This window comes from Clostridium hydrogenum (genome assembly GCF_021432385.1).
Classification (GTDB): Bacteria; Bacillota; Clostridia; order Clostridiales; family Clostridiaceae; genus Clostridium_S; species Clostridium_S hydrogenum.
In genome coordinates this window covers 475,610-500,928 of sequence record NZ_JAEACT010000002.1, presented here as the reverse complement: position 1 = coordinate 500,928, position 25,319 = coordinate 475,610, and the positions used below count along the sequence as shown (strand labels likewise).

The following is a 25,319-nucleotide window of genomic DNA, read 5'->3' as shown; positions in this document are numbered from 1 at the left end:
ATTAGCTTTAAAAGTAAAATGGAGGTGAAAGATATGAATGAGGAGAAAAAAGACAAAACTAAAGAAAGCGTAATTGAAAATAATGATGTTAACGAACAAGTGGATTGTAATAATTCTGAGCCTACAGCTGATGCTATTGGGCCTGGAGTTTTAGGAATTACAACAGCATAAAATATATAAACCAGTTCAAATGAGCTGGTTTATATATTTTATTTTGATTTTGGGAGTGATTATTTTGAATATAACATATTTTATACCACCAGGTGTTTTTCCTACCGCAGTAAAGGATCCGGGAGATTGGATTGATGATGTTTCTAATGTTGAAATATTTAATTGCAACTATTTTTTTTGGAAGGTGGTATTTGGAAGTGAGTTGTTTGAAATTATTAATAAATCTTATTCATCAGTAGAAATGAAAGATAATGAAGGTTTTAAACAAAGTACAGAAAAATCTATAGAAGCATTGAATAAGTTAACTAACCTTATGACATATGATAGCAGTGAAGAATATATAAAATGCATTACATATTTAACAACACAATTAAAAATGATAAATAACTTTCAAAAGGAATGCTCATTTACTTTTATGCCTGGAGTAAAAGTAAATAACTTAAATTATAATAAAAGTGGTGAATTACTGGATTACTCTAATAGAGCTACATTACTTTCAAATATAATAGAGAAAGCATTAGAATCAATAAAAAATAAAATTGATGTTTTATTAGTGGAGATTACCTCTCAGCAAGATTTACTAACTTCAATGATAAGTGTTAATTTGCTCAGAAAAGTAAATCCTGATATGTATGTAAGTTTAGTTAATCATGGATATGAAAATTTTTCACTGAATTCATTTATGGATAATTTGAAAAAAACAAATAATATAACTAAGGTATTTGATAGTGTTGTTGAAAATGAGTTTGAAAAAGATTTGGTTATAAAGGCATTAATAAATGAGGTGGCTTTTGGTACTTTTAGAAAAGGTTTTGTTAAAATAAGTGATTTTGATTATAAAGTCAGTTTAGAAAAACAAAATAATATTTTCCCATTAGTACCCACATATTCTGGTGAACCTATTTTATGGACAAGGTTAAGTGCAAATAGATGTTATTGGAATAAGTGTACATTTTGTACTCATAACACAAAGCACAGGCAAGAAACAAATTTGGATATAAATTATAATGAATCACTTAAACGAATTAATAGATTCATTGAAGCGGGATATAAAAATTTTATTTTTTCTGATGAAGCATTAAATATGGGAGTTATAATAAATTTTTGTAATGCTATTATTAAAAATAAGATGGAATTTAAATGGTTATGCCGGTTAAGGATAGAAGAAAATTATACAGAAGATTTGTTCAAGCTTATGAAGCAAGCAGGGTGCTATGAAATAATGTTTGGCTTAGAATCTGTATCAAAGAAAGTACTAGATGCAATGAATAAATATACTAAGATACCTGATAAAAAAACAATTACTAAAGTCTTAAATAGTGTAATTAAATCGGATATATCAGTTCATTTAAATTTAATTGCTGGATTTCCGGGGGAAACTTCATCAGATGTAGAAGATACAATAAATTTTGTTATTAAAACTTTTGGTGGCAAAAATGGAGTTACTTTTACCATTAATAAATTTAGTTTGTTTTCTAATACAGCTATAATGAGTAATCCCAATAAATTTAATATTACGCCTATAGTAGAAAAAGGGGATATGCATTATTGTTATAAATTCAAATATAATTTAGGAGAATATGTTGATGAAAAATTATTAAATACTCTAATAACTAAATCTTATAATAAACTTATGAAAGGATTGGGATGGACAAAATTTGGCTTTAGTGAAGGAGTTAATGTTGCACTTTTTTTATATTTTAACTCATGTCATAATGGAGTATTTAAAAGCAAAAGAATTAATCCTTTTGAAGATAAACTTGACATCTGCAATTTCTAGTTTGGAAATAGTTTCACTATATAAACGATATGTGCATAGATAAAAAAATAATAGATTTCAAGATACATGGGTTAATTATCTTGAAATCTATTATTTTTTACAAGCAATAAAATTATTTGATTTTTTTATTCAGCGTATATATCTATTCCAAACCATTTCTTAGATAACTTAGATAAAGTACCATCTGCTTTTAAATCTTTTAAAGCTTTATTATAAGCATCTCTTAAAGTTGTATCTCCTTTTCTGAAAGCAACACCAATTGGCTCTTTTGTTAAAGAAGATTTTAATTTTTTAAATTTACCTGGTTCTGTGATATTATAATAATCTCCAACCATAGGATCTGTTACTACTGCTGCTGTTCTTCCGTTTTCAAGGTCCAAAAATGCATCTGTCATTGCTTCATATTTTTTTACGTCTTTAAGTCCAGATAATTTTCCAAGTACTTCTTCTGCTGTTGTACCAGCTTGGCAGCCAATAACTTTTCCAGGGAAGTCTTTATCACTTTTTAAGGTAGTATTATCAGCTTTTACAAATATAGCGTTACCACCATAGATGTATGGATCTGTGAAAATTAAAGTTTTCTTTCTATCGTCAGTTATGCTAACACTTGATTGTATTAAATCAAATTTTTTGGCTTTAAGTGCAAGGAAAATTCCATCCCAAGCATTAGGAACAAACTTTACTTTTACACCAAGTTTTTTACCAACTGCATTTGCTATATCAATATCAAAACCTTCATTATTACCAGTTGATTTGTTTTTAAATTCCATTGGGGGATAAGTGTTATCAATACCAATAACCATAACGCCTGCTTTTTTTACTCTCTCAAGTGAGTCACTAGAAGTACTGCTTTTTCCGCAACCAGTTAGAGATAAAATGCTTATACATAAAATTAATATTATTGTGGTAATTTTTTTCATCATTATAATGCACTCCTTTATTTTGAATATTGTAGAGAAATCATTGCAAATTGCAATTAAATTAATTTTAAAACATAGGTATATTATTTTGTATTTTTGTGAAAAATATGTAAGTAATAATGAGCTTATTTTTAAATTTATATTTTTCAATTAAAAAGGTGAAAAACTAATAAAAATACATTAGTATTCAATTGACGTTAACAATATGTTAACATATAACTTAACAAATTGCAATATTAATAGTTACATAAAAATGTGTTAAACAATTGATAATTTAAATGAATATTTTTGAATAAAAAAAGGTAATTGGGTTATTATAGAATTTATGGAGGCGGTTAACTTGAAAGCTTATGTAGATAAGGATACTTGTATAGGATGTGGACTATGTCCAACAATTTGTTCGGAAATATTTGAAATGGAGGATGACGGTAAAGCAGTAGCTAAGGATACAGTAATACCTGATGAATCTGAGGATGAGGCAAAGGATGCGGAAGCTTCATGTCCGGTAAATGCGATTAAAGTAGATTAGAAGATACAATTATTTAAATATTGTGAAGTAATAGTTAAATTTTTTCGCCTAAAAAGAAGGCGAAAAAGCTAATAGTGAAGGGTTTTACCTTGCTTTGCTCGTTAAAAGCCTTCACTTGATTTGGTTGCAATAATTTTATACTACAAGATTTAATTATGAGTTTAAGAAAAAAGATCATGTAAATAAATCCCCAGCGATAAACTTAACTTTAAAAAACAATCATTAAAATCAATATTACATAACTCGCCTATTTTACACAGTCGATTTCGTAAGGTATGCCTGTGTATATAAAGCTTTTCGGAAGTTACATTTATATTACAGTCATTATTTAAGTAACACTTTAACGTATAAAAATAATTAGTTTTATGAAGTTTATCATGGTCTATAAGTATATTAACCTTTTGTTGTAGAAAATTAACTGTATATTTGTCTGAACTAATCAAGCCAAGGGATTTAAAAAGTCCTAAGTAGTTGTAGAAACAAATGCCTGTTTTAGCCTTAATTTTTTCAAGAGTTATTAAGCTAGAATAGGCTTCTTTAAACGAAGGTACTAATGTATCTATGCTTGCAAATATAGAGCTGCCACCAATTAGAAGTATTAAATTATGTTCGGATTCACAATGCTTTTTTAAAATATCTGTTATATTAATGCTTAAATTTTTAGTCTCTAATTTGTTGTCAGAAGCAACTAAAAAGAGAATTTTATCATTAGATATTTCAACTATAGTTAGAATTTCTTGAGAGTGCAAATAATTTCTTAATTTATTTGTTAGATTGAGCATAGTGCTTTCTGGAATTAAATTATCATAAGCATTAGTAACCGATAAAATCAATAAACATAATTTCGAATTTGAAGTTAACTTTAAGCTATCCGATATTTGAGATTTTTCCTTGAGACTAAGTTCTTTACCAAGACTTAAATTTTCAAAGATAAACCTATTTTTTTGTAGTTCGGATTTAAACTTAATATTTATATTGTAGGCATTTTTTAAAACCACATGAGAAATTATTGAAAAACTCAAATCCTTTGGAATTTTAAATATAGGGAAATTATATTTGTTTCCAGCATCTATTATATACTGAGGTATTTCATCTAAGTAATACCCGGTTTGTATTCCCATACCAGCAAGGCCTTTTGAACTAAGTTTGTATATCAAATCTTTGTTAAGTTCTTCGTTATCAAGCTTATAACCAGTTGTAAGAAGTAGCTCTCCTTTTTGTAAATAGCTGATTTCGTCTAAAATTTCCATTATATTAAACCACGAAATCTCATTATTTGCACTATCTTCATTGGTCATAAGGGTAATTCCTTTAAGAGAGTCAAATTCAAATAAGTTTTTTATTAGTAAAGACAAAAATTTCATCTCCCATATTGTACATAATGTACAGTATTTTTATATAAATAGGTACATGACGTTGATTGTTAGATCAGTAAAAATAAATTATAATTAAGTTGTTGATAAATTAATAATAATACCATATAAAAAGCTTTAAATTATCAACAAAATAACTTGAAATTAATATTATATTAATAAAAAGTAATTTATATTTACTATAAAGTTTATCAGTAAGTTTACAAATATACAATATGAAAGTTTAGTATTGCGGGAGGTACTTTAAATGGAAGAGGTAGTTATAAGACTTAGAATGGGAAGTTCAGATGCACATTATGGCGGAAATTTAGTAGATGGAGCAAAAATGTTAGCTTTATTTGGCGATGTAGCAACAGAACTTTTAATAAGAAATGATGGTGATGAGGGATTATTTAGAGCCTATGAAAGTGTTGATTTTTTAGCTCCTGTTCATGCAGGGGATTATATAGAAGCTGTAGGAAAAATAGTTCACGCAGGAAATACATCTAGAAAAATGGAGTTTGAAGCAAGAAAAGTAGTTAGCCAAAGAGCTGATATAAATGATTCAGCAGCAGATTTTCTTGAAGAACCAATAGTTGTTTGCAAAGCTGTTGGAACTTGTATTGTTCCAAAGGATAAACAGAGAAAGTAAGGGTGCTAATGTATGGATAAATTAATAATTACGGCTTCAATTTGTGGTGCGGAAGTTACTAAAGAGCATAATCCTAATGTTCCGTATACTATTGAAGAAATTGCAAATGAAGCAAAACGTTCCTATGATGCTGGAGCTAGTATAATTCATCTACATGTAAGAGAAGATGATGGAACACCAACTCAAAGCTATGAAAGATTTAGGGCTTGCATTATGGCAATAAAAGAAAAGTGTCCGGATGTCATAATAGAACCATCAACAGGTGGAGCTGTTGGTATGAGCAATGATGAAAGATTAGGACCTGTATTTTTAAAACCCGAAATTGCCAGTTTAGATTGTGGAACTTGTAACTTTGGAAAGGACGACATTTTTGTAAATACAGAAAGTACAATAAGGTATTTTGCAAAGAAAATGGTGGAATTCAATGTAAAACCTGAAATTGAAGTATTTGATAAGGGAATGATTGATACAGCAATAAGGCTATACAAGGAAAAAGTTTTAAAGGTACCTCTTCAGTTTAATTTTGTTATGGGAGTTAGGGGCGCCATAGATGCAAGCTTAATGAATTTAGCATTTATGGAAGCGAGTATTCCTGAGGGCTCAGTTTATACTGTAACAGGAATAGGAAGACACCAGTTTACAATGGCAGCAATGGCAGCTGCAGCAGGTGGTCATGTAAGAGTTGGTTTTGAAGATAATATATATCTTGCAAAGGGTGTTATTGCAAAATCAAATGGAGAACTAGTTGAAAAAGCAGTTAGGATTTCGAGAGAAATAGGGAGAGAAATAGCTTCGCCAAAAGAAGCAAGAGAAATTTTACATTTAAAACATAAGGGGGAATAATTTTGAAGGGATCAAAGTATGGAACACACAGGGTTATAGAGCCAAAGGGAGTGCTTCCACAGGCAGCAAAAAAAATTTCAAATGATATGAATATAATGGATAATGAGATATTAATAGATGTGCAGGCACTTAATATAGATTCAGCAAGCTTTACACAGATAGAAAAAGAGCAAAATGGCGATGTAGAAAAAATTAAAAATAGAATACTCACGATTGTTGAAGAAAAAGGTAAGATGCAAAATCCAGTTACAGGTTCAGGCGGAATGCTAATTGGAACCGTAGAAAAAATAGGAAGCGACCTTACTTTAAGCAGTGGACTTAAGGTTGGAGATAAAATTGCAACCTTAGTATCACTTTCTTTAACACCTCTTAAAATAGATAAAATTACAAAGATTCACAAGGAAATAGATAGAGTTGAAATCGAAGGAAAGGCAGTATTATTTGAAAGCGGGATATATGTGAAACTTCCAGAGGATTTAACTGAAAATCTTGCACTTGCAGTCTTAGATGTTGCTGGAGCACCAGCCCAAACATCAAAAATAGTAAAACCAGGAGACAGTGTTTTAATATTGGGGGCTTTCGGAAAATCAGGTACACTTTGTTCCTATGAAGCAAGAAAAAGAGTTGGACCAACTGGAAAAGTTGTTGGGCTCGTAGCTTTTGAAAAAGATAAAGAAGAACTTATAAAAACAGGCTTCTGTAATGAAGTTATTATGGCAAATGCAGTTAATCCAACAGAAGTTTTAGAAAAAGCTCTTGAAGCTAATGATGGAAGGGAATATGACATAGCAATTAATTGTGTAAATGTTGAAAACACGGAAATGTCTACAATACTTCCAGTAAAAGATGAAGGAATTGCATACTTCTTTTCAATGGCAACAAGCTTTACAAAGGCTGCACTTGGAGCAGAGGGAGTTGGAAAAGACGTGTCTCTCTATATAGGAAACGGCTATACAAAAGGACATGCCGAAATTGCAATTAATGAACTTAGAGAATCAAAAGTAGTTAGAGAAATATTTGAAAGTAGATACGCTTAGACAGAGTACAGAGAACAGAGTACAAAGTACAGAGAAGGATGATTTTCCTCCGCTTTGCTGCGGAAGATCTTAGAATAAAATTATTATTTCGTTCAGCGTAGCTGAACATCAATAAGTTTGTAGATTTATCTGACGATAGGAAGATAAATCATCATTCATTGTACTCTGTACTTTGTACTTTGTACTCTGGAAAAGAGGGGGAGTTAAAAATGAATAAGAGCAGAAGATTTGAACTTTTTAAAGGTGTTTCCGATAGTGATTGGAACGATTGGAAATGGCAGTTTAGAAATAGAATTGAAACTGTAGATGAACTTAAAAAATATATAGAGCTTACTCCAGAAGAAGAAGAGGGAGCTAAGAAGTGTTTGGAAAAACTTAAGATGGCTATAACACCATATTATCTTTCCTTGATAGATCCGAAGGATAAATTTGATCCAGTAAGAAAGCAAGCAATTCCAACTATAGATGAACTTTATGTAGCTGATGGTGATCTTACTGACCCACTTCATGAAGATGGTGATTCACCAGTGCTAGGACTTACTCATAGATATCCAGATAGAGTCCTTATGCTTATAACAAATCAATGTTCAATGTATTGCAGGCATTGTACTAGAAGAAGGTTTGCAGGACACACTGACAAATGCTTATCTATGACTCAAATTGATAAATGCATTGAATATGTAGCAAAAACTCCAGCTGTAAGAGACGTACTTTTATCTGGTGGAGATGCACTTTTAGTAGATGATGACGTGCTTGAATATATTATAAAAAAATTAAGAGCAATTCCTCATGTAGAAATAATAAGAATAGGCTCAAGAGTTCCGGTTGTTATGCCTCAAAGAATAACAGAAGATCTCTTGAAAATGCTTAGAAAGTATCATCCAATATGGATTAACACACATTTTAATCATCCAAATGAAATTACTGAAGAGTCTAAGAAAGTATGTGAAATGATAGCTGATGCAGGAATACCACTTGGAAATCAATCAGTGCTTTTAAGAGGAGTAAATGATTGTGTTCATGTCATGAGAAAATTAGTAAATGAACTTGTTAGAATAAGGGTAAGACCATATTATATATACCAATGTGATCTTTCAATGGGATTAAGTCACTTTAGAACACCTGTATCCAAGGGCGTTGAAATAATAGAAGGTTTAAGGGGACATACTTCTGGTTACTGTGTACCGACCTTTGTTGTTGATGCACCAGGTGGAGGTGGAAAGATACCAGTAATGCCTAACTATGTTATAAGCCAAAGTAATGACAAGGTTATACTCAGAAACTTTGAAGGTGTTATAACTACGTACAAGGAGCCTGAAAGCTACACTCCAGATTGCCACTGTGAATATTGCAGAGGAAAGAAAAAGGCTCATGAAATAGGTATATCTGGACTTTTAAGTGGAGAAAAAATGACCATAGAAGCTGGCGGAATAGAAAGAAAGCTTAGAGCAAAGAAGTTTAACGATTTAGATGCATAATGACTTTGGGGAATTTATAAAAGAAATTTTAAAATATAAAACTATATCAATTATAGGCATGGAGAAAAACACCGGTAAGACAACAACACTTAATTTTATCATAAATGTAGTTAAGGATAGAAAGCTTGCACTTACTTCTGTAGGACGTGATGGTGAGGAAGAGGATATTGTAACTTTTACCCATAAGCCAAGGATATACGTGCAAGAGGGAACCTTGGTGGCTACTGCAAAAAATGTACTTTTAAAGAGTGACGCAGGTTTTGAAATACTTGAGGTTTTGAATATAGGGACACCTATGGGAGATATAGTAATTGCAAAGAGTATTACAGCTGGTTTTGTAGAAATTGCAGGACCAGCTACAAAAAATCAAATTAAAGAGGTTATTTATAGGCTTAAATTTTATGGTGCTGATTTTATTCTTGTAGATGGAGCACTTTCTAGAAAAAGTTTTGCAGCCCCAACAATTACAGAAGCAGCAGTTATGTGTACAGGAGCAGCTTTTTCAGAAAAGGTGAAGTTACTTTGCGAGGAAACCTTAAATTTTATGAGCTTTTTAAGATTGCCAAAGGCTTCAGAGGAAGTTTCAAAGTTATATGAAAAGGTAATGGAGCATTCTAGACTTGCTTTTATTTATGAAAATTGCATTAAAAAAAGTAAGGTAGAAACAGCTATAAGTTCATATGAAGAGGTTATTTCCAATTATTCAAAGGAATTAAATTATGTTTTTATAAAAGGTATTTTAACAGATAATTTTATTTTAAAACTTTTAGCTTCTAATTTTGTTTTTAAAAAGGTTATTTTTGTAGTAGAGGATGGTACAAAAATCTTTGTTAAGAAAAGTACCTACGATAGATTTATATTAAAAGGCGGCAGCATAAAAGCAGCTCAAAGTATAAATGTAGTTGGGATAAGTGTAAACCCATGGTCACCCTCTGGATATGTTTTGAATTATGAGGAAATATACAATATGTTTAAAAGCAAAATTGATGTACCTATTTTTAATGTTAGGGAATATGAAGTGGACGTGATAGAATGATTTTTTTAGATGAAAAAACACGTGGCAAAATAGGATTTAATTTTGTAATGGAAGGTCTTTCAATATCAAGTGTTTTTGGAAGAATTGAGTTTTCAAAGTTAGGTATAATAAAAGAAGAAAATGAGCTTTTTAGGCAATATGACAATATAGATAAATGCAGTTTGATTATGAAAAATGGTAAATGTTTTAATGAACTTGAAAGTTTATTTATGAGATTTAAAGATATAAAAAACACCTTTAAAAGAAGTAAAAATGGAGAAGTACTAGATGAAGTTGAGCTTTTCGAAGTTAAAAATTATGTAATGCTTCTTTCAGAATTAAAGCAGTGCTGCATGGAAAATAAATTAGAGCTTGATGGTATAAGACTTCAGGATTTTTATGAAATTTGTGACTGCTTAAACCAAGGGAAAACTAAAACTTCAAGTTTTGCAATATATGATGATTATTCAGATAAGCTTTTAAAAATAAGAACTGCTAAGAGGGAGATAGAAAAGCTTATTTATAAGGAAAGAGACAGCGAAAAGAGAAGAGAACTTTTAAAAAAGAGAGCGGAAATAACAAATGAGGAAAAAGACGAAGAATTTGTAATAAGAAAAAATTTTAGCTCAGAAATATCAAAATATGCAGATGAACTGTTACAAAGCACTTCTTCAGTAGGAAGCTTAGATATCACAGTAGCAAAGGCAAGGTGTGCCATAGTGTACGGACTTTCAAGACCGGTACTAGGCAATAAAATTAAGCTTGTTAATGGTGTTAATCCAATGGTAAAGCAGAAGGTTCAAGAAAAAGGCGGGAGATTTCAGCCAATTAATTTAGAAATTTCAATGGGGACTACAGTTATTACAGGAGCTAACATGGGTGGAAAAACCGTTGCTTTAAGTATAGCGGCTTTAAACTATATATTAGCTTACATGGGTTTTTATGTTTTTGCAGAAGAATTCGAATTTATTCCATTGGAATTTATGTATTTTTTGAGTGAGGATGCGGAATCTCTTCAAAATGGCTTGAGCACCTTTGGCGGAGAAGTAATTAAATTAAAGCAAATTTTAAAGGATATAAAGCAAAAAAGAGGATTTATAATTTTAGATGAATTTGCTAGAGGCACAAATCCAGAGGAAGGCAGCAGTATTACAAAAGCACTTGTAAAATATTTAAATAGCTTTCATTCCATAAGCTTAATATCTACTCATTATGATGGTGTTTGTAGTGTTGCAAGTAACCATTATCAAGTAAAGGGTCTTTCAAAGGTTGATTTTTCATCAATAAGTGGAATTGAAAAAGAAGAAGATTTCTTAAAGCTTATAAATAGATATATGGACTATTCTTTAGAAAAAGTAGAGAAGGATACGCCTATTCCAAGAGATGCTATGAATATATGCAGGCTCATGGGAATAGATAAGGAGATTATTAGTATGGAGGAAGATTATGAAAAGTAAACTTAATCTTGATTTTGAAACGGTAAAAAAAGCAAGAGAAGCTGCTCATAATATAGCAGTAGATGTGCAAAATTTTATAGATAAACACACAACTGTTTCTGTAGAAAGAACTGTATGCAGGTTAATGGGCATAGATGGTGTCAATGAAGAAGGAGTTCCGCTTCCTAATGTTGTAGTTGAAAATATAAAAGAGGGTAATGGTTTAGGCAAAGGAGCCGCTTACTATTTGAGTAATGCCATGCTTGAAACTGGACTTTCCGTTCAGGAGATAGCAGAAGAAGTTTCAAAGGGAACAATGAAGCTTACGGATTATAATTCAAAAGATAACTTCTTAACTATGGATAATGCAATAAATATAGCCACAAAAACTATAGAAAAGATAAAGAAAAATAGGAAAAAAAGAGATGAATTTTTAAATTCTTATGGAGACAAAAAAGGACCACTGCTTTATGTAATAGTGGCAACAGGAAATATATATGAAGATATAACTCAAGCAGTAGCAGCTGCAAAACAAGGGGCAGATGTAATTGCGGTTATAAGAACTACAGGACAAAGTTTACTTGATTATGTACCATATGGAGCAACTACTGAAGGCTTTGGAGGAACTTTTGCAACTCAAGAAAACTTTAAGCTTATGAGGAAAGCACTTGATGATGTTGGAGCTGAACTTCATAGATATATAAGGCTTTGTAATTACTGTTCTGGTTTATGTATGCCAGAAATTGCAGCAATGGGAGCCTTGGAGAGATTAGATGTAATGCTTAATGACGCATTGTATGGAATACTTTTTAGGGATATAAATATGAAAAGAACTCTTGTAGACCAATATTTTTCAAGAGTAATTAATGGTTATGCAGGAGTTATTATAAATACTGGTGAGGACAACTATTTGACTACAGCAGATGCTTATGAAGAGGCACATACAGTGTTGTCATCGCAATTCATAAATGAGCAGTTTGCACTTATGGCAGGTTTAAAGGAAGAACAAATGGGTCTTGGACATGCTTTTGAAATGAATCCAGAATTAGAAAATGGTTTCGTATATGAGCTTGCACAGGCACAAATGGCAAGAGAAATTTTTGATAAAGCACCGCTTAAATATATGCCGCCAACAAAATATATGACGGGAAATATATTTAAAGGACATGTTCAAGATACTTTATTTAATATAGTAACTGTTTTAACAAATCAAAGGATTCACCTTCTTGGAATGCTTACAGAAGCTATTCATACTCCATTTATGTCTGATAGAGCGCTTTCTATTGAAAATGCCTCATATATAGCAAATACAATGAAGTCTTTAGGTGATGAAATAGAGTTTAAGGAAAACGGAATAATTCAACAAAGAGCTGATTTTGTATTAAAGAAAGCCTATGAACTTTTAAAGGATATAGAAAGAGACGGAATGTTCAATACCCTTGAAAAAGGTGCTTTTGCAGGTATTAAAAGAGAAAGAAATATGGGAAAAGGTCTTGATGGCGTAGTAGAAAAGCATGAAGAATACTTTAATCCATTCTTAGACTTGATGAAAGGAGAATAGCTATGAGCGGAGGATTGTACTCTCTTGAGAAAAAAGAGTTTAATAAAACCTTAGATTTAAAAAATGTTAGACCATATGGCGATACAATGAATGATGGAAAAGTCCAAGTTAGCTTTACGCTTCCTCTTGATGACTGTGAGAAATCTACTGAAGCGGCTAGAATTATGGCGAGGAAAATGGGACTTGAAGAGCCTGATGTTGTATGCCATAAAAAGCTTGATAAAGGATTTACCTTCTATGTTGTTTATGGAAACATTACGCATTCAGTTGATTATACTTCTATAGTTGTTCAAACGGTTGATGTAAATACCATGTCTATGCCAGAAGTTGATGAATATATTAGAAATAATATAAAGAGAAAAATTGTTGTGGTTGGTGCAAGTACAGGTACAGATGCACATACAGTTGGTATAGATGCAATAATGAATATGAAGGGTTACGCAGGTCATTACGGTCTTGAAAGATATGACATGATTGAAGCTTACAATCTTGGAAGTCAGGTAGAAAATGAGGATTTTGTAAAAAAAGCAATAGAACTTAAGGCAGATGTGCTTTTAGTTTCACAAACAGTAACTCAAAAGAATATCCATATTCAAAACCTAACAAATTTAGTTGAAATACTTGAAGCAGAAGGTATAAGGGATAAATTTGTATTAGCTTGTGGTGGAGCAAGAATTACTCATGAGCTTGCAAAAGAACTTGGCTATGATGCTGGCTTTGGACCAGGAAAGTTTGCTGAAGATGTAGCAACCTTTGCAGTTACAGAAATTGTTAAGAGAAAAAACTTGTGAATCAATAATATTGCGGGACATTAAATAAGGGTCATAAATCTAATAAGCTAATTGTTAAAATACTAAGAAGTTTCAATAACTCGCTAGATGCTCAGACAAATTGAAACATCTAAGTCTTTTAACAATTAGCTTCCAAGATTTATTGACCTTTATTTAAATTGTCCTGCAACATTATTGATTCACAAAACCGTGGGTTTAAGGTAAAAATTCCTTCGTGCCTACGGAATTTTGGAATTTATCAGGATAAAACTAGTGTTTTTAATTTTCAGAATTATATATAAAAGATATTGACAAGCTAAAAAAATCCTGTTACAATAAATGTAATTTAAGAGTAAATCCTTTGACGAGGAAGAGTAGCCATAGAATTTAGTTAAAGAGAGCTGAGGGTGGTGTGATCTCAGTACGATAATTGGTGGTGAATGGACCTTTGAGGAGTAAATCGAAATCCAAATGGAGAGTAGTGGTTAACGTTTTCCATACGTTACAATGGATAGAGTATGTTAGTACTTGAAGAGAGCGATGCTTTTTTAAGCATAATTTAGGTGGTACCGCGGAAGTATCTCCGTCCTAATTATAATAAGATTAGGGCGGAGTTTTTTATTTGCAATTTTATAATTCTAGGTAAAGCAAAGTGGATACTTTACAAAAAAATATTAACAGAAAATTTTGAAAATTAAAAATATGAGGAGAGATTTATTATGAAAATGAATTTAAGAAAATTAATTATTAATTCTTTATTTATAGCTATAGGAGTTGTGTTAAATCAACTTACACCACCAATATTATTTGGAATGAAGCCTGATTTTTCGCTAGCAATGTTGTTTATAATTATACTACTAAATGATGATTATAAAACTTGCATAAGTGCGGGTATTGTAGCAGGTTTATTAGGAGCTGCAGTTACTACCTTCCCTGGTGGACAATTACCTAATATAATAGATAGAATTGTAACTACAAGTGTAGTATTTGTAGCATTGAAACCTTTTAGAGGTAAGTTAAACGACAAGCTAGAAATAATAATAACAACTTTAGTTGGAACAATAATAAGCGGTACAGTATTTTTAGGCTCTGCATTATTAATTGTAGGTTTACCTGCTAGTTTTAAAGCATTATTTTTAACTGTAGTACTTCCAGCAACAGCAATAAATGCCATAGTTGGAGCAATAATATTTGTAGCAGTAAAAGCATCTATGAAAGTTGCAGTGAAACAATAGAAACCACGTTAAAACAGAGTACAAAGTACAGAGTACAATGAAGGATGATTTACCTTTCCTTACGTCAGGTAAATCTTAAACTTAAATGTTGTCAGCTCCGCTGAGCACCATAATTAGTGCCACTGTGTGAGTAATCAAAAAATAAGTTTTAAGATTTTCTGTAGCTTTGCTACAGAAAATCTACCTTCATTGTGAATTGATTCAATTCGCATTTTTTAAATATGGTTTACCCTCATTTCACACAAAAACCGAAAAGATTTCTTTTTGATTTTTACAAATAAGTTCTTCTTTATATTCTTTGTTCTTGTTAAAATTAAATACAACTAAGTAACCTTTATTTAAGTTATGTATATCGAGGTAATTACATAATTGGTTTATGCCATTTTCGTGATATTTTTCGCCTCGCCAAATTTTGAGTTCAATAATGTATTTAAAATTGTTGTAGGTTATTATTAAATCCAATCTTTTTTCTTCAGAAACTTGAACCTCTTTGAAATCAAAGCCTACACCGTTTATTATGGGTTTAATAAAAGCTATGAAAAGTAATCTTCCGTGTTGTTCTAAAAAAGGGATATCCTTTGAAGAATACTGCTCTTTCATAAACAATTGGAATTTTCTAAGGATATTTTCAAAGTTTAATCCACCAGCCTTGGTTATAAAGCTTTGTTTTATATTATAGCCGCTAAAACTAACGCTTTCTCTTGCGGTTCTTGAGGCTAAATGATTATAAATGTATTGCTCAAAAATTCTATTAGCCACAACACACTTTCCGTTATTGTTTTTTAGAAAACCGTAGGTAACACCTAGGTTTATTAAATTGTCGCTAGCTACAAAGCTGAACTCTTCGCCGTCAAGAACAATTCTATTTATGAATTTAAGTAAAGCATCGTTGTTTTCTAGATTCTTAATGAGACTATCAAATAAGGTGTTTCTCTCATCTAAGATAATCTTTACTGCTTTATCTATATCATTTAAAGTCCAAGGCTGTTTATTTTCTTCATAAAAATCTTCATCTATTACTTGGCAAATCCTACTAACCAAGAATGGATAACCGCTTGTGAAGTAATAAATTTTTTCGGAGAGTTTTTTTATATCCATTGAAAGATTATTAAAATTATCATAATCTACTAACATTGTTGCAATTTCTTCAGGGTTAAAACTTAAATCGACATTAAAGTTTACTGCTATGTTCCAAGGCGAGTTATACTTTTTATCTTCTCCCGTTCTTAGTTTTAGTTTTAAGGTTTTAATATCATGGACACCAGCTAAAATTACAGATTTAAAAGTATGATCTTCGTCAGTTTCCCTAAGTAAATATTTGTTCCTAAGCATACCTAAAAAACTTAAAAATAATTGATTATTAGAGGATTTGTCAACTTCATCTATTAACAGAATAACTTCCTTATCGCATTGTTCTATAAATTTAGTTATAACTTTAGACAAATCTTTAAGATTATAAATATTAATAGAAAGCTTTTTTAATAAATTTGATTTGTTTGCATTTGTTAGTGCTAAATTATCTACCATAATATCTAATACTGCATTACAAAATAAGTTTTCTTCACTAAAAACTAAATCGCCAATGCCTTCAAAACTAATTGATATAATTAAAAATTCAGTATATAAATGCTTCTTTAATTGATTTAAAGTAGTAGTTTTCCCATACTGTCTAGGTCTGTTTATTACAAAGTAATTTTCTTTATCAATAAGCTTTTTTATTTCCTTAAGCTTGTTATCTATATTAACCATATAATGTTTTCGTGGAACACATACACCAGTAGTGTTAAAATACTTTTTCAATAATATCACCTCTTTTTAGATTAGAGAGTAAATCAGTATAGATATACCATTTCAACTACCAAAATTAATTTGCATCATAATGCCCAAAAAACGGCATTTTGATACAAATTAATTTTGAAGTTTCAAGCGGTTTATCTCTACTTAAATTATATCAGAAATAAAAGTATTTTATACAAAAAAACTACCATTGCTTTTTATAACGGTAGATTTAAATTTATTTTTATTTTAAGGCTATGTTTTATATATCTTCTGCAAAATATTCAACCCAAATTGGAAGAAATCCTGTATTAAGAGCAACTGTTGTTGAAGCTATGTTAGGACTCCAGGTGGTGTAGTAAGGCAACATGCCACGACTTTCAATTTCATAAGCTAATGTATTAACGAGATAAGAGGCAAGCCCGTTATTTCGGTGCTCCGGTAAAGTATCTATTCCAATTTGCCAGAGGTTCCCCATGTAATCATCAGCACCTGCCAAAGCTACAAGTTCAGTTCCATTATACGCCCCAAGAGCAATAACATCTCTTTCGTAATTTAGTGCATTTTCAAAAGCTTTATTTATGTATAAGTCTTTTATATTGTCTTCGTTAAATAGTTTATATTCATAATTGTGAGGTTTATTGATGGTGTTAATATTGTTTAAATGTAAATAACGGACATGTTCTCCTGCAAGCTTTTTTCCAAACTCTCGTAGTTTTGTTTCAATGGCAAATAAATTTTCGCCATCCATAATATCACAGGCTGGAACTTCTTTAAAATGTTCTATGCACCAGTTATAAATAAGAGGATTTGCTTTTATAACTACATTTTTCCCAAAGGTAATCATTTTAAAAAAGCAATGGTTGGATTCAATAAACACATTGTTATCCTCACTAAACACATTAGAATCACATTTCCATTCAATAGCTAGTTGGTTTTTTACTAATTTTATTTTCTCTAGTTTGTTCATCTAAAATCACCTTCTTTTAGTATTTTAATATAATTTTAGTTTATCATAAAAATACTGTCCCATTGAACTGTACTTGGTTTTATAGCTCCAAGAATAGATAAAACTACTCCGGAAGAGCCACTTAATAGACCGCAGTTATCAAAATTTTTTATATCTGACATAGTTATATAATTTGAAATGTCAATGTTATGGAAGCCAAAGGCAGTAGTTTCATGATAAAAATCTAGAATTTTATTTAAAATTTTATTTTTGTACTCTTTAAGATTTTCTAGACCAGTATCGTTATACATACAGTTTAATATTTGAAGCAAACCAGCATATCCATGACAAAATGTAGGAGATGTAAGTTCTAGCTCCTCTTCTTTTAGAGAACATAGCGTATTGAAAGCTTCTATGGCTATGTTTTTATAAGTGTCATCTTTTAAAGCTTTTCCAGCTAAGTATATAGCTCTTGCTATCCCTGGAACTCCATAACACCAGCTAGCTCTTCTATTATTAACCTGAATTTTTTTGTGTACGAAATTATCAAAATTAACCCTTCCTGGCCAATATATAATTTTATTATTAGTATATTTAAAAGTATTTAGAATAGATACAATTTTTCTAATAGCAGTTTTTTGACCTTTTATTTCAATTCCATTAAGTAATGCTATAGACATAAAGGCCAAAGGACCTGTTATTCCATGTGATATGCCAAAATTAAAATTACCTTTGGTATACATGTCTCTTTCACTTTTAAGAAATTGATTTTTTCTAGATATATAAAATTTAGGGACAGAATAACCAAATACATTAATATCTTCAGTTAGAGAAACCAAGTATTTTAAGATATCTTTTATAATATTATTTACTATGGGTTCCTGCTTAAAAAACAATAGATATCTTCCTAAACCACATACCCCACTTATTACATCATAATCCCACATAAATACATCGTTATGCTGCAAGGTTATTACTTTTAAAATGGATGGACATTGTTCAAGTATAAATTCATTAATTGTATTCAAAAAATTATTGTATCTTTTACCGTTACAAGATAGAGCATAGGCTGCCATGCCAACACTGCATGCTCCACTAAAAAAAGTTAGTGATTCTATGCCGTTTTTTTCTACGGATTCTTGTATTTTTATCATATACCTATGACCTATTAAATCCCATTCTTCCTTTGGAAATACTTGATTTAATTCTCCGAATAAAACACCTAGTGCTGGATAACCATTAATTAGTGATAATTCACTCCACTGATTAGCACTACCTTTATCTACAAAAATGTAGTTATGCTTTTTGTTACATATTTCTTTAACGTATTCGGGCTTTTTCATTTTATTAGCTACTTTGTGAATAACATCTGTAGCTTTTTTATATGGAACTTCAGTATTTTTCATAACAAAACCTCCTACATGTCAGTTTCTTTATTTTCATATATAGTATTCTGAATATCATATAAACTTTTGTAATGTCCTTCCTTTTTCATTAATTCTTGATGATTTCCTTCTTCGACTATTTCTCCTTTATCAAGAACAACAATTCTTGTGGCATACTTCGTATTTATAAATCGATGAGTTATGAATAGACCAATTTTTGTATTTGTAAGTTCATGGAATTTGTTGAACAGTTTCTTTTCAGCTAAAGGGTCTAAGGCTGAACTTGGTTCATCTAATATTATTAAATCTGCATTCCTTATAAAAGCTCTTGCTAAAGCTATTTCTTGCCACTGCCCTCCTGAGAGTTGAGTTCCTTCTTTAAACCACATTCCAAGTTGAGAATCTAGTTTTTTCGGAAATGCATTAATTACATCATATATACCTGCATTTTTAGCTGCACTTATAAGTTTTTCATCATCATTTATTAACTTTAAATTTCCCAATCCTATATTTTCTCTAATGGTCATTTCATATCTAAGAAAATCCTGAAAAACAACAGCTATTTTTTCTCTTAGTTTTAAGCTATTTATTTTTTTTATAGATATACCGTTTATAAAAATATCTCCTGAAGATATTTCGTATAAACCGCATAATAGTTTTATTAAGGTTGTTTTTCCTGAGCCATTCTTTCCAACTAAAGCTATAGTTTCTCCAGCATTTATCTTAAGATTTATATTTTTTAAAGTATATTCATTTCTACTGGGATATTTAAAGTAAATATCTTTGAATTCTATAGTTTTTATGGAAGATATGCTTATATGGTTATCTTCTAACTTATCAATTTTAGAAGAAGGAACATTTAAGAATTCAAATAACTGTTCTATAAAAAGATTGTTTTCATACATATCAAAAAAAGTACCAACAAAAGTTTTTACGTTGGTTTGTACCAAAGATACGGCTCGTATGAGACCAACGGTACTTCCTATTAAAATTTTACCAATAAAGGCCGACCAAATTATAAATAGTAAAGCTATGTCACCTGATAATTGTTCCATAAAATCTGAAAAAAATAACATTAAGGTTTTTTTCTTTGATACATATTTATCTTGATTGTAGAACTCTTTATTTATATCTTTATATTGTTTTAGTATATGATGACCTATACCATATAATTTTATTTCCTTAAAAGAATGGTCGTTTGTAAGCAAGTAGGATAGATACCATGATTGTCTTTCTTTTGCGGCTCTTTTCCATTGGATTATAAATTCTAACTGTCCTATTTTTAAGCTATACATTGAGGATATTAGTGGGAATACTATTAATACAAGTATTATCCAGGGCTTCCATACGAGGACTACTATCATTGAGGATATAAGGCTAACTATAGAACTTATAACTGTTAAAATGGATGTAAAAACTTGATAAGGTCTATAAGATACTTGATTTTTTGCCCTAGAAAGTTTATCATAAATTTTTGAGTCTTCAAAATCCCTTAAGCTTAGACTATTTGCTTTTTCCATAAGCATTAAGTTTAACTTATATATAAGCACCTTTTGATATACTGTTTGATAGTAAGACAGTATGGAACTTGTAAAATCAGATATTAATGAGACTAATACCAATAGGATAAAAGCCTCAAATACATTTAAAAAATGTATATTCATGTGAATTTGAATTTCATTAATAAGATGCTGTGATGTTAATAAAGAAATTGTAGGCATAGAACCAGTTAATAAGGTTAGAAGCAGTATTATTACTAAATATTTTTTATTGACCTCCAATAATAAATTTAGTAATCTTGGCCAATATTTAAATGAATCTATAATTTCTCTTAGTGTGATTTTTTTTCTTTCGATTTCCATATTTATTTATCCTTTTTAGTTTTTAAATACTTTAGAGCGTATAGTGTATGCCTTGCATATGAAAGAACTTCTTTTTCTTTTTCTCTATCTGTTCCGAATAGCCTATTGCAGTGAAGGTGTAAAATGCTAAGATAGATTCCAAAAGTGGCAGTAGTCAAATCATCGCTTTTAGCTGCTTCCTCAATTTTTAAGGCGTATTCTTTAATCGTTGAAGATCTTTGTTGTAATATATTATAAAGAATATTGCCTTCATTTGTCGTCCTTAAGTTCTGAAAATTGTTATTTGAATTCCCTATAAACATATATTTGTCCCTATTTTTTCTAAAACCTTCCCTGTATTTTGATTGAGTAGTTATAAGATTTAAAAGTTCTATTTGATTCATATAGGAAATATTGAAGTCTTCTAAATAACTTATAATGCTACAAATTGCTATTTCTTCAAGATCCATAGTTAATTTATGTATTCCTTTTAAATATAATATAGTTGAAACAGCTTTACTATCATAAAAGAAAACTTTTTCAGCATAATTTATTAATTTAAGACCTCCATATCGCTCTATTTCTCTTTCATATGTGGATATTTCAACTTTGGATAACAAACCATTTTCTTTTAAGGTATCAAACCATCTGTTTAATCTTTTTAAAACCTTAGTATATAATATTTCTGGCTTCCCCTTAAATCTTAGTCTAATGTGATTATCAGTATCCCTATATCTCATAAAGAAAAATTCATCAATTAAATTTTCTTCCATAAGTTTTTTTGTAAATTCATTAAATTCAAAACCTATTAGCTCATCTTCACGAGAATAGTTACCGTATAATTTTAAAAATAGCCACTCAGAACCTGGGAAAAATATCCTTCTATTATCTAGTGCCGATAGATTTGAAGCTTTGCCCCTAAAATTAAATTCTTTATTATTTGTTTTTATATTATTCTTTACTATAGGCACTACTATTTCAGAAACATATTTTCCGCTTTTGCTATAAACAAAACAGTCATTAAAATTACATTCAACAGCTTTTAATATAATGTTTTTCTTTTTCTTTAATATATTTAATAATTCTTTTATATGAATTTTATTTTCTAAATTAAGCATAAGCCTATTATCAGCTTCTACCTGATAAACAAGTTTAGGCACATTCCATTCTTTTCTCCATAGTGGTAAGGCAGTTAAAAAGTCTTCTTCTTTAATATTTTTTAATTTTACACCTAATATTGATTCATTTAATTGCCAGCTTTGAGGTGAAATAACTATTTTATCAAGCTTGATTTCAGGAACATATGGAAATTTTTCTGTAAAGTTAAACAGTAAATCTGATGGAAACCAAGGTGTTTTTTTATCGTCAGAAATATCTAATAAAAACCTGCATATATTAGGCATCATTTTTCTATTAAACATATTATTGGTAGTAACTATTATTTCTTGATTTAATAAGCGTGATTTTAGATATAATTTATTATTGTTAATTCCTACAACTAAATCATTAATGGATATTAAGCTGTTTTCATTAACAGAATGGGAGGTGGATATTACTATTTCATAATCTCTTGTATTAGGTGATAAACAAATGTTTCCAACTGACCCGGTATTGGGAGCAAAGATTAGTTGAGCAAAAATTTTATTTGACGACATCTGTTCTTTTTCGATACTATTTATGTTATCAAACTTTTTATAAATCTGATTATCTAAAATATCTGTAAATCTTCCAAAAGTTTTTCCGGCTGAATCAGATCCAATGCAGGGAGCTATAAAAAGTTCATAATTTCCGTTATCAATATCATCTTTAGATTTACTTTTTATTAGTGCGTAAACTTCAAAGGATATAGGCATATTTTTAAATATAGATTCTTTAATTTCAATACTATCTACATCTTCATAAGCTATTGACACAGAAGTTTGCTTAGTATTTATTGCTTTAATAATTTTATATAATAATTTCTGTTTGATTTTTTTATAGTTATTGCTGTCTTCTTTTTCATGCAGTGATTTGGTATTAGTTGGCATGGTATATCCTGCTGGAAATCCAATTCCCCTATCAATATTCAATAATTCTAATAAAGGTATTTCTCTTTCTTCTCCATATCTTGATATAAAATCGTTTTTATACTCTAGTATATTTTGAGATTCTTTACTACTAGAAGATATTTTACATATAATTTCTGAAGCTTTTGATAATTCATTTGCTATTTTTTTATTTAATAATATGTTTTGTGTGTTTAGACTTAAGTCTACTTGTAAATAGTTTTTGCTTTTTGCAACAGCTTTCATTTCGTTAATTATAGCTATATATTTCAGTTCACCTTTGCCTATAGGTAATATATTATATTCCTTTATCATTTCATCTATTTTTCTTAATCTGCAAAATTCTTTTTCTGCAAATTTTATATTTTTAATTTTGTCCATTATATACTCATAGGGAGAGACTATATCAAGCGGTGGCCTAAGATTTGTTATGAGAATTTCTTTCTCGAATAATTGTTTTAATAAGTTGGTTATTTTTTCTTCACTAATTCCATCGTATTCTTTTTTTAGTAAGGATACTAGATCTATATACTTAATTTCATGTAGTGTATTTTTAGCTATGTATTTTACAACAATTGAAGCTCTTATGGATGCTGTGTCACCTTCGTTGATAGTATCGTTACATTCTTGAGTGTAAACACTTAAATATGGTATTTCGACTCTAGAGCCGACAAATGAGGCTATAGGGTTCCAATAAATGGTTAAGCTATTTAATATATTTTTGTTTTTTTCTAAACTATTTATTAATTTATATATCCACTCCATATCCGGACGTGCTCTTTTAGTATACTTATATATGTCTTTTAAACTTACTTCAGTTTTGTCAGCAAATTTTCCTAAAGTTACTCCAGAAAACTCCCCAAATGGAGTTGTTCTCGTAGTCATTCTTATAAAATACTTTAGTATGGAACTAATTATTTGATCCTTTATTTTTTTATCGGTACATACTTCTAGTTTATCTAAGGAGGATAATAAATCTAAGCTTGCCACAGCAATACTTTCTCTAATAATTGGGTTTTTTGAAAGTTTTATGAGTTCATTTATAATATTTTTCTCATTTAAATTACCGTCAAAAATATTATTGTATAAGTTTATGGGTAGTAAAGGTGTCCTTAGCATAAAAAAATCTAATGGTTTATATAATTTTTTTGTTATTATTCTATCATCTGTATTCATAAAAAACCGCTCCTTTTATTCGATAACTAAAAATAATACATTAGATACATTGAGATGTATCTAATTGGAAATGTACTCACTATTACTAGCAAGTACATTTTGCAGTTAAAGTGACTTCTTCAGCCATAAGGCTTTAAGAAAGCTATGTTTTTTGGAGCTTTAATATTGCTCTTAGTCACCACAATTGTCTGAAACATTGCAACAAGCTGATGCAAAGGTTGAAGTTTCTGGACAACCCCAACAGCTTCCTGGTGTGCAAGCAAAAGCGCTGGTAGCTATGTTAGGTTTAATCCCATTTTTATTTTTGTTTACCTTTACATCTAAATCAAAATCATCTAGTTTTGACATAATAACGCCTCCTTTTTATAATAAGCATTTTAGTAACACATGTGATGTGCACTTTATAAATACAAATATATGTTAACGTTAACAAAAATAAATATAAGCATGCTTGTCCAAATTAAAAATATAAAATTAAAGCTTTAATATATACATTATATAACATATACACAAAAAAACAATGTATTTTACAAAAAAATAATATTTTGTAAAAAATTTATTGGTGACATTTGCACAATATCTAGTAAAGATAATCTTTCTTTTTAAATATTGAAGATGATAAAGCAAAAAGTCCTATCGTCATGAATAAAGCAATTATCCAAAATGCGGCATTTTTGCCGTCCAACACATCAAAAGCTGTCTTAGTATCAAATATATCTAAATTAAAAGATGATAGAAATAAATTAGAAAGTGGTGATAGCATAACCCAGATTAAACAAACTATAATATAGGATATAATGACTTGAGGTGATAGAACACTAATAAGTGAACATATACCAAGCAGCATTAAAATAAGCAAATAATTTATTAGGTAAAATTTAAAATCATAAATTAAAGCCTGCAAACTATTGAAATGTTGGCCACTAAAAAAAGTAGTGGTTTTTATAGGCGATTCATATGCAAAACCTAATGCAGCCCCTAAGAAAAACATAAAAATTGTTAATATAAAGAATAATATGGCACAACTTATAATTTTACTTAATATATACTTGGATTTATGATATCCACGCATCATAACTAACCTATAAGCGCCACAAGTATTTTCATAATTTAAGCTATCACAAAACATTATAGGACAAGAAATAATAAACATAAAATAATCGGTATCTCTTAGTATAAAGGGCGAAAAATTTAAGGCATTTAATGCAATGCTATGTTTGGGATCATAGAATCCAAAATGATAAGTCTGAATAAACATACTATCAGCTGCAAAAATTAACATAGTAATAATAAATAAAGCTATAGTCTTTGTACTATGAAGCATTCTATATAATTCACTTCCAATTAAATTTTTCATATCAATACCTC

21 protein-coding genes and 1 other annotated feature are annotated in these 25,319 nt (G+C 29.9%); of the genes, 12 read left to right on the top strand and 9 right to left on the bottom strand.

The window, feature by feature from the left end; translation table 11 throughout:
* Window positions 1-33: 33 nt before the first annotated feature.
* A complete protein-coding gene (locus tag CUEA01_RS02330) occupies window positions 34-171 on the top strand; it encodes a hypothetical protein (protein WP_234117520.1) in 138 nt (45 codons plus the stop codon).
* Between the two features lie 64 nt (window positions 172-235).
* Window positions 236-1,951, top strand: coding sequence for a B12-binding domain-containing radical SAM protein (locus CUEA01_RS02325; RefSeq protein ID WP_234117519.1), 1,716 nt, complete (start codon window positions 236-238; stop codon window positions 1,949-1,951).
* Window positions 1,952-2,076: 125 nt separating this feature from the next.
* On the opposite strand, the gene CUEA01_RS02320 is transcribed toward CUEA01_RS02325, so the two are convergent.
* Window positions 2,077-2,874 (bottom strand): ABC transporter substrate-binding protein, encoded by a 798-nt coding sequence (locus CUEA01_RS02320; protein WP_234117518.1) that lies wholly within the window; start codon window positions 2,872-2,874, stop codon window positions 2,077-2,079.
* Window positions 2,875-3,211: 337 nt separating this feature from the next.
* Here CUEA01_RS02320 and CUEA01_RS02315 point away from each other — a divergent pair, with 337 nt between their 5' ends.
* A complete protein-coding gene (locus tag CUEA01_RS02315) occupies window positions 3,212-3,400 on the top strand; it encodes a ferredoxin (RefSeq protein ID WP_234117517.1) in 189 nt (62 codons plus the stop codon).
* Window positions 3,401-3,561: 161 nt separating this feature from the next.
* Here CUEA01_RS02315 and CUEA01_RS02310 read toward each other — a convergent pair whose 3' ends face one another.
* A complete protein-coding gene (locus CUEA01_RS02310; protein ID WP_234117516.1) occupies window positions 3,562-4,755 on the bottom strand; it encodes a PucR family transcriptional regulator in 1,194 nt (397 codons plus the stop codon).
* A 265-nt stretch (window positions 4,756-5,020) separates the two neighbouring features.
* Here CUEA01_RS02310 and kal point away from each other — a divergent pair, with 265 nt between their 5' ends.
* From kal to CUEA01_RS02265, 9 genes are all read left to right on the top strand, one after another.
* Entirely contained in the window at window positions 5,021-5,404 is a 384-nt protein-coding gene (gene kal / locus CUEA01_RS02305; RefSeq protein WP_234117515.1) for a 3-aminobutyryl-CoA ammonia lyase, read from the top strand.
* Window positions 5,405-5,416: 12 nt separating this feature from the next.
* Entirely contained in the window at window positions 5,417-6,247 is an 831-nt protein-coding gene (kce, locus tag CUEA01_RS02300) for a 3-keto-5-aminohexanoate cleavage enzyme (protein ID WP_234117514.1), read from the top strand.
* Window positions 6,247-7,284: an L-erythro-3,5-diaminohexanoate dehydrogenase gene (kdd, locus tag CUEA01_RS02295; RefSeq protein WP_234122108.1), complete on the top strand. Its 1,038-nt coding sequence runs from the start codon at window positions 6,247-6,249 to the stop codon at window positions 7,282-7,284. Before kce ends, kdd begins: the two co-directional genes overlap by 1 nt.
* Before the next feature lie 209 nt (window positions 7,285-7,493).
* The gene (gene kamA, locus CUEA01_RS02290; RefSeq protein WP_234117513.1) at window positions 7,494-8,762 is read left to right on the top strand and encodes a lysine 2,3-aminomutase; all 1,269 of its coding nucleotides are present in this window, start codon (window positions 7,494-7,496) and stop codon (window positions 8,760-8,762) included.
* A complete protein-coding gene (gene kamB, locus CUEA01_RS02285; RefSeq protein ID WP_234117512.1) occupies window positions 8,755-9,798 on the top strand; it encodes a lysine 5,6-aminomutase reactivase subunit KamB in 1,044 nt (347 codons plus the stop codon). The genes kamA and kamB overlap by 8 nt, the downstream gene beginning before the upstream one ends.
* A complete protein-coding gene (gene kamC, locus CUEA01_RS02280) occupies window positions 9,795-11,234 on the top strand; it encodes a lysine 5,6-aminomutase reactivase ATPase KamC (protein WP_234117511.1) in 1,440 nt (479 codons plus the stop codon). The genes kamB and kamC overlap by 4 nt, the downstream gene beginning before the upstream one ends.
* Window positions 11,224-12,774, top strand: coding sequence for a lysine 5,6-aminomutase subunit alpha (gene kamD / locus CUEA01_RS02275; RefSeq protein ID WP_234117510.1), 1,551 nt, complete (start codon window positions 11,224-11,226; stop codon window positions 12,772-12,774). The genes kamC and kamD overlap by 11 nt, the downstream gene beginning before the upstream one ends.
* A 2-nt stretch (window positions 12,775-12,776) precedes the next feature.
* Window positions 12,777-13,565, top strand: a complete 789-nt coding sequence (gene kamE / locus CUEA01_RS02270; protein WP_234117509.1) for a lysine 5,6-aminomutase subunit beta — start codon at window positions 12,777-12,779, stop codon at window positions 13,563-13,565.
* A gap of 331 nt (window positions 13,566-13,896) precedes the next feature.
* Window positions 13,897-14,138: a binding site (T-box leader), on the top strand.
* A 125-nt stretch (window positions 14,139-14,263) separates the two neighbouring features.
* Window positions 14,264-14,779, top strand: coding sequence for a tryptophan transporter (locus CUEA01_RS02265; protein WP_234117508.1), 516 nt, complete (start codon window positions 14,264-14,266; stop codon window positions 14,777-14,779).
* A gap of 237 nt (window positions 14,780-15,016) precedes the next feature.
* Here CUEA01_RS02265 and CUEA01_RS02260 read toward each other — a convergent pair whose 3' ends face one another.
* The 7 genes from CUEA01_RS02260 to CUEA01_RS02230 form a co-directional block, all read right to left on the bottom strand.
* Entirely contained in the window at window positions 15,017-16,579 is a 1,563-nt protein-coding gene (locus CUEA01_RS02260; RefSeq protein WP_234117507.1) for an AAA family ATPase, read from the bottom strand.
* Between the two features lie 238 nt (window positions 16,580-16,817).
* Window positions 16,818-17,525 carry a GNAT family N-acetyltransferase gene (locus CUEA01_RS02255; RefSeq protein WP_234117506.1) on the bottom strand — a complete coding sequence of 236 codons (708 nt, stop codon included), beginning with the start codon at window positions 17,523-17,525 and terminating at the stop codon, window positions 16,818-16,820.
* Between the two features lie 35 nt (window positions 17,526-17,560).
* On the bottom strand, window positions 17,561-18,910 hold the full coding sequence (locus CUEA01_RS02250; protein ID WP_234117505.1) for a lanthionine synthetase C family protein: 1,350 nt from the start codon (window positions 18,908-18,910) through the stop codon (window positions 17,561-17,563).
* A gap of 11 nt (window positions 18,911-18,921) precedes the next feature.
* Window positions 18,922-20,751, bottom strand: coding sequence for an ABC transporter ATP-binding protein (locus tag CUEA01_RS02245; protein WP_234117504.1), 1,830 nt, complete (start codon window positions 20,749-20,751; stop codon window positions 18,922-18,924).
* Window positions 20,752-20,753: 2 nt separating this feature from the next.
* A complete protein-coding gene (locus CUEA01_RS02240; RefSeq protein ID WP_234117503.1) occupies window positions 20,754-23,951 on the bottom strand; it encodes a lantibiotic dehydratase in 3,198 nt (1,065 codons plus the stop codon).
* Window positions 23,952-24,122: 171 nt separating this feature from the next.
* Complete coding sequence (locus tag CUEA01_RS02235; protein ID WP_234117502.1) at window positions 24,123-24,299, bottom strand: gallidermin/nisin family lantibiotic; 177 nt, start codon at window positions 24,297-24,299, stop codon at window positions 24,123-24,125.
* A gap of 232 nt (window positions 24,300-24,531) precedes the next feature.
* Window positions 24,532-25,308: a hypothetical protein gene (locus CUEA01_RS02230; protein WP_234117501.1), complete on the bottom strand. Its 777-nt coding sequence runs from the start codon at window positions 25,306-25,308 to the stop codon at window positions 24,532-24,534.
* Window positions 25,309-25,319 lie beyond the last annotated feature (11 nt).

Excerpts from the sequence above, each read along its gene's own strand:
- CUEA01_RS02330 (WP_234117520.1), top strand. The coding sequence starts at position 34 with ATGAATGAGGAGAAAAAAGACAAAACTAAAGAAAGCGTAATTGAAAAT.
- CUEA01_RS02320 (WP_234117518.1), bottom strand. The coding sequence starts at position 2,874 with ATGATGAAAAAAATTACCACAATAATATTAATTTTATGTATAAGCATT.
- kal (WP_234117515.1), top strand. The coding sequence starts at position 5,021 with ATGGAAGAGGTAGTTATAAGACTTAGAATGGGAAGTTCAGATGCACAT.
- kce (WP_234117514.1), top strand. The coding sequence starts at position 5,417 with ATGGATAAATTAATAATTACGGCTTCAATTTGTGGTGCGGAAGTTACT.
- kamA (WP_234117513.1), top strand. The coding sequence starts at position 7,494 with ATGAATAAGAGCAGAAGATTTGAACTTTTTAAAGGTGTTTCCGATAGT.
- kamB (WP_234117512.1), top strand. The coding sequence starts at position 8,755 with ATGCATAATGACTTTGGGGAATTTATAAAAGAAATTTTAAAATATAAA.
- kamC (WP_234117511.1), top strand. The coding sequence starts at position 9,795 with ATGATTTTTTTAGATGAAAAAACACGTGGCAAAATAGGATTTAATTTT.
- kamD (WP_234117510.1), top strand. The coding sequence starts at position 11,224 with ATGAAAAGTAAACTTAATCTTGATTTTGAAACGGTAAAAAAAGCAAGA.
- kamE (WP_234117509.1), top strand. The coding sequence starts at position 12,777 with ATGAGCGGAGGATTGTACTCTCTTGAGAAAAAAGAGTTTAATAAAACC.
- CUEA01_RS02265 (WP_234117508.1), top strand. The coding sequence starts at position 14,264 with ATGAAAATGAATTTAAGAAAATTAATTATTAATTCTTTATTTATAGCT.
- CUEA01_RS02255 (WP_234117506.1), bottom strand. The coding sequence starts at position 17,525 with ATGAACAAACTAGAGAAAATAAAATTAGTAAAAAACCAACTAGCTATT.
- CUEA01_RS02250 (WP_234117505.1), bottom strand. The coding sequence starts at position 18,910 with ATGAAAAATACTGAAGTTCCATATAAAAAAGCTACAGATGTTATTCAC.
- CUEA01_RS02245 (WP_234117504.1), bottom strand. The coding sequence starts at position 20,751 with ATGGAAATCGAAAGAAAAAAAATCACACTAAGAGAAATTATAGATTCA.
- CUEA01_RS02240 (WP_234117503.1), bottom strand. The coding sequence starts at position 23,951 with ATGAATACAGATGATAGAATAATAACAAAAAAATTATATAAACCATTA.
- CUEA01_RS02235 (WP_234117502.1), bottom strand. The coding sequence starts at position 24,299 with ATGTCAAAACTAGATGATTTTGATTTAGATGTAAAGGTAAACAAAAAT.
- CUEA01_RS02230 (WP_234117501.1), bottom strand. The coding sequence starts at position 25,308 with ATGAAAAATTTAATTGGAAGTGAATTATATAGAATGCTTCATAGTACA.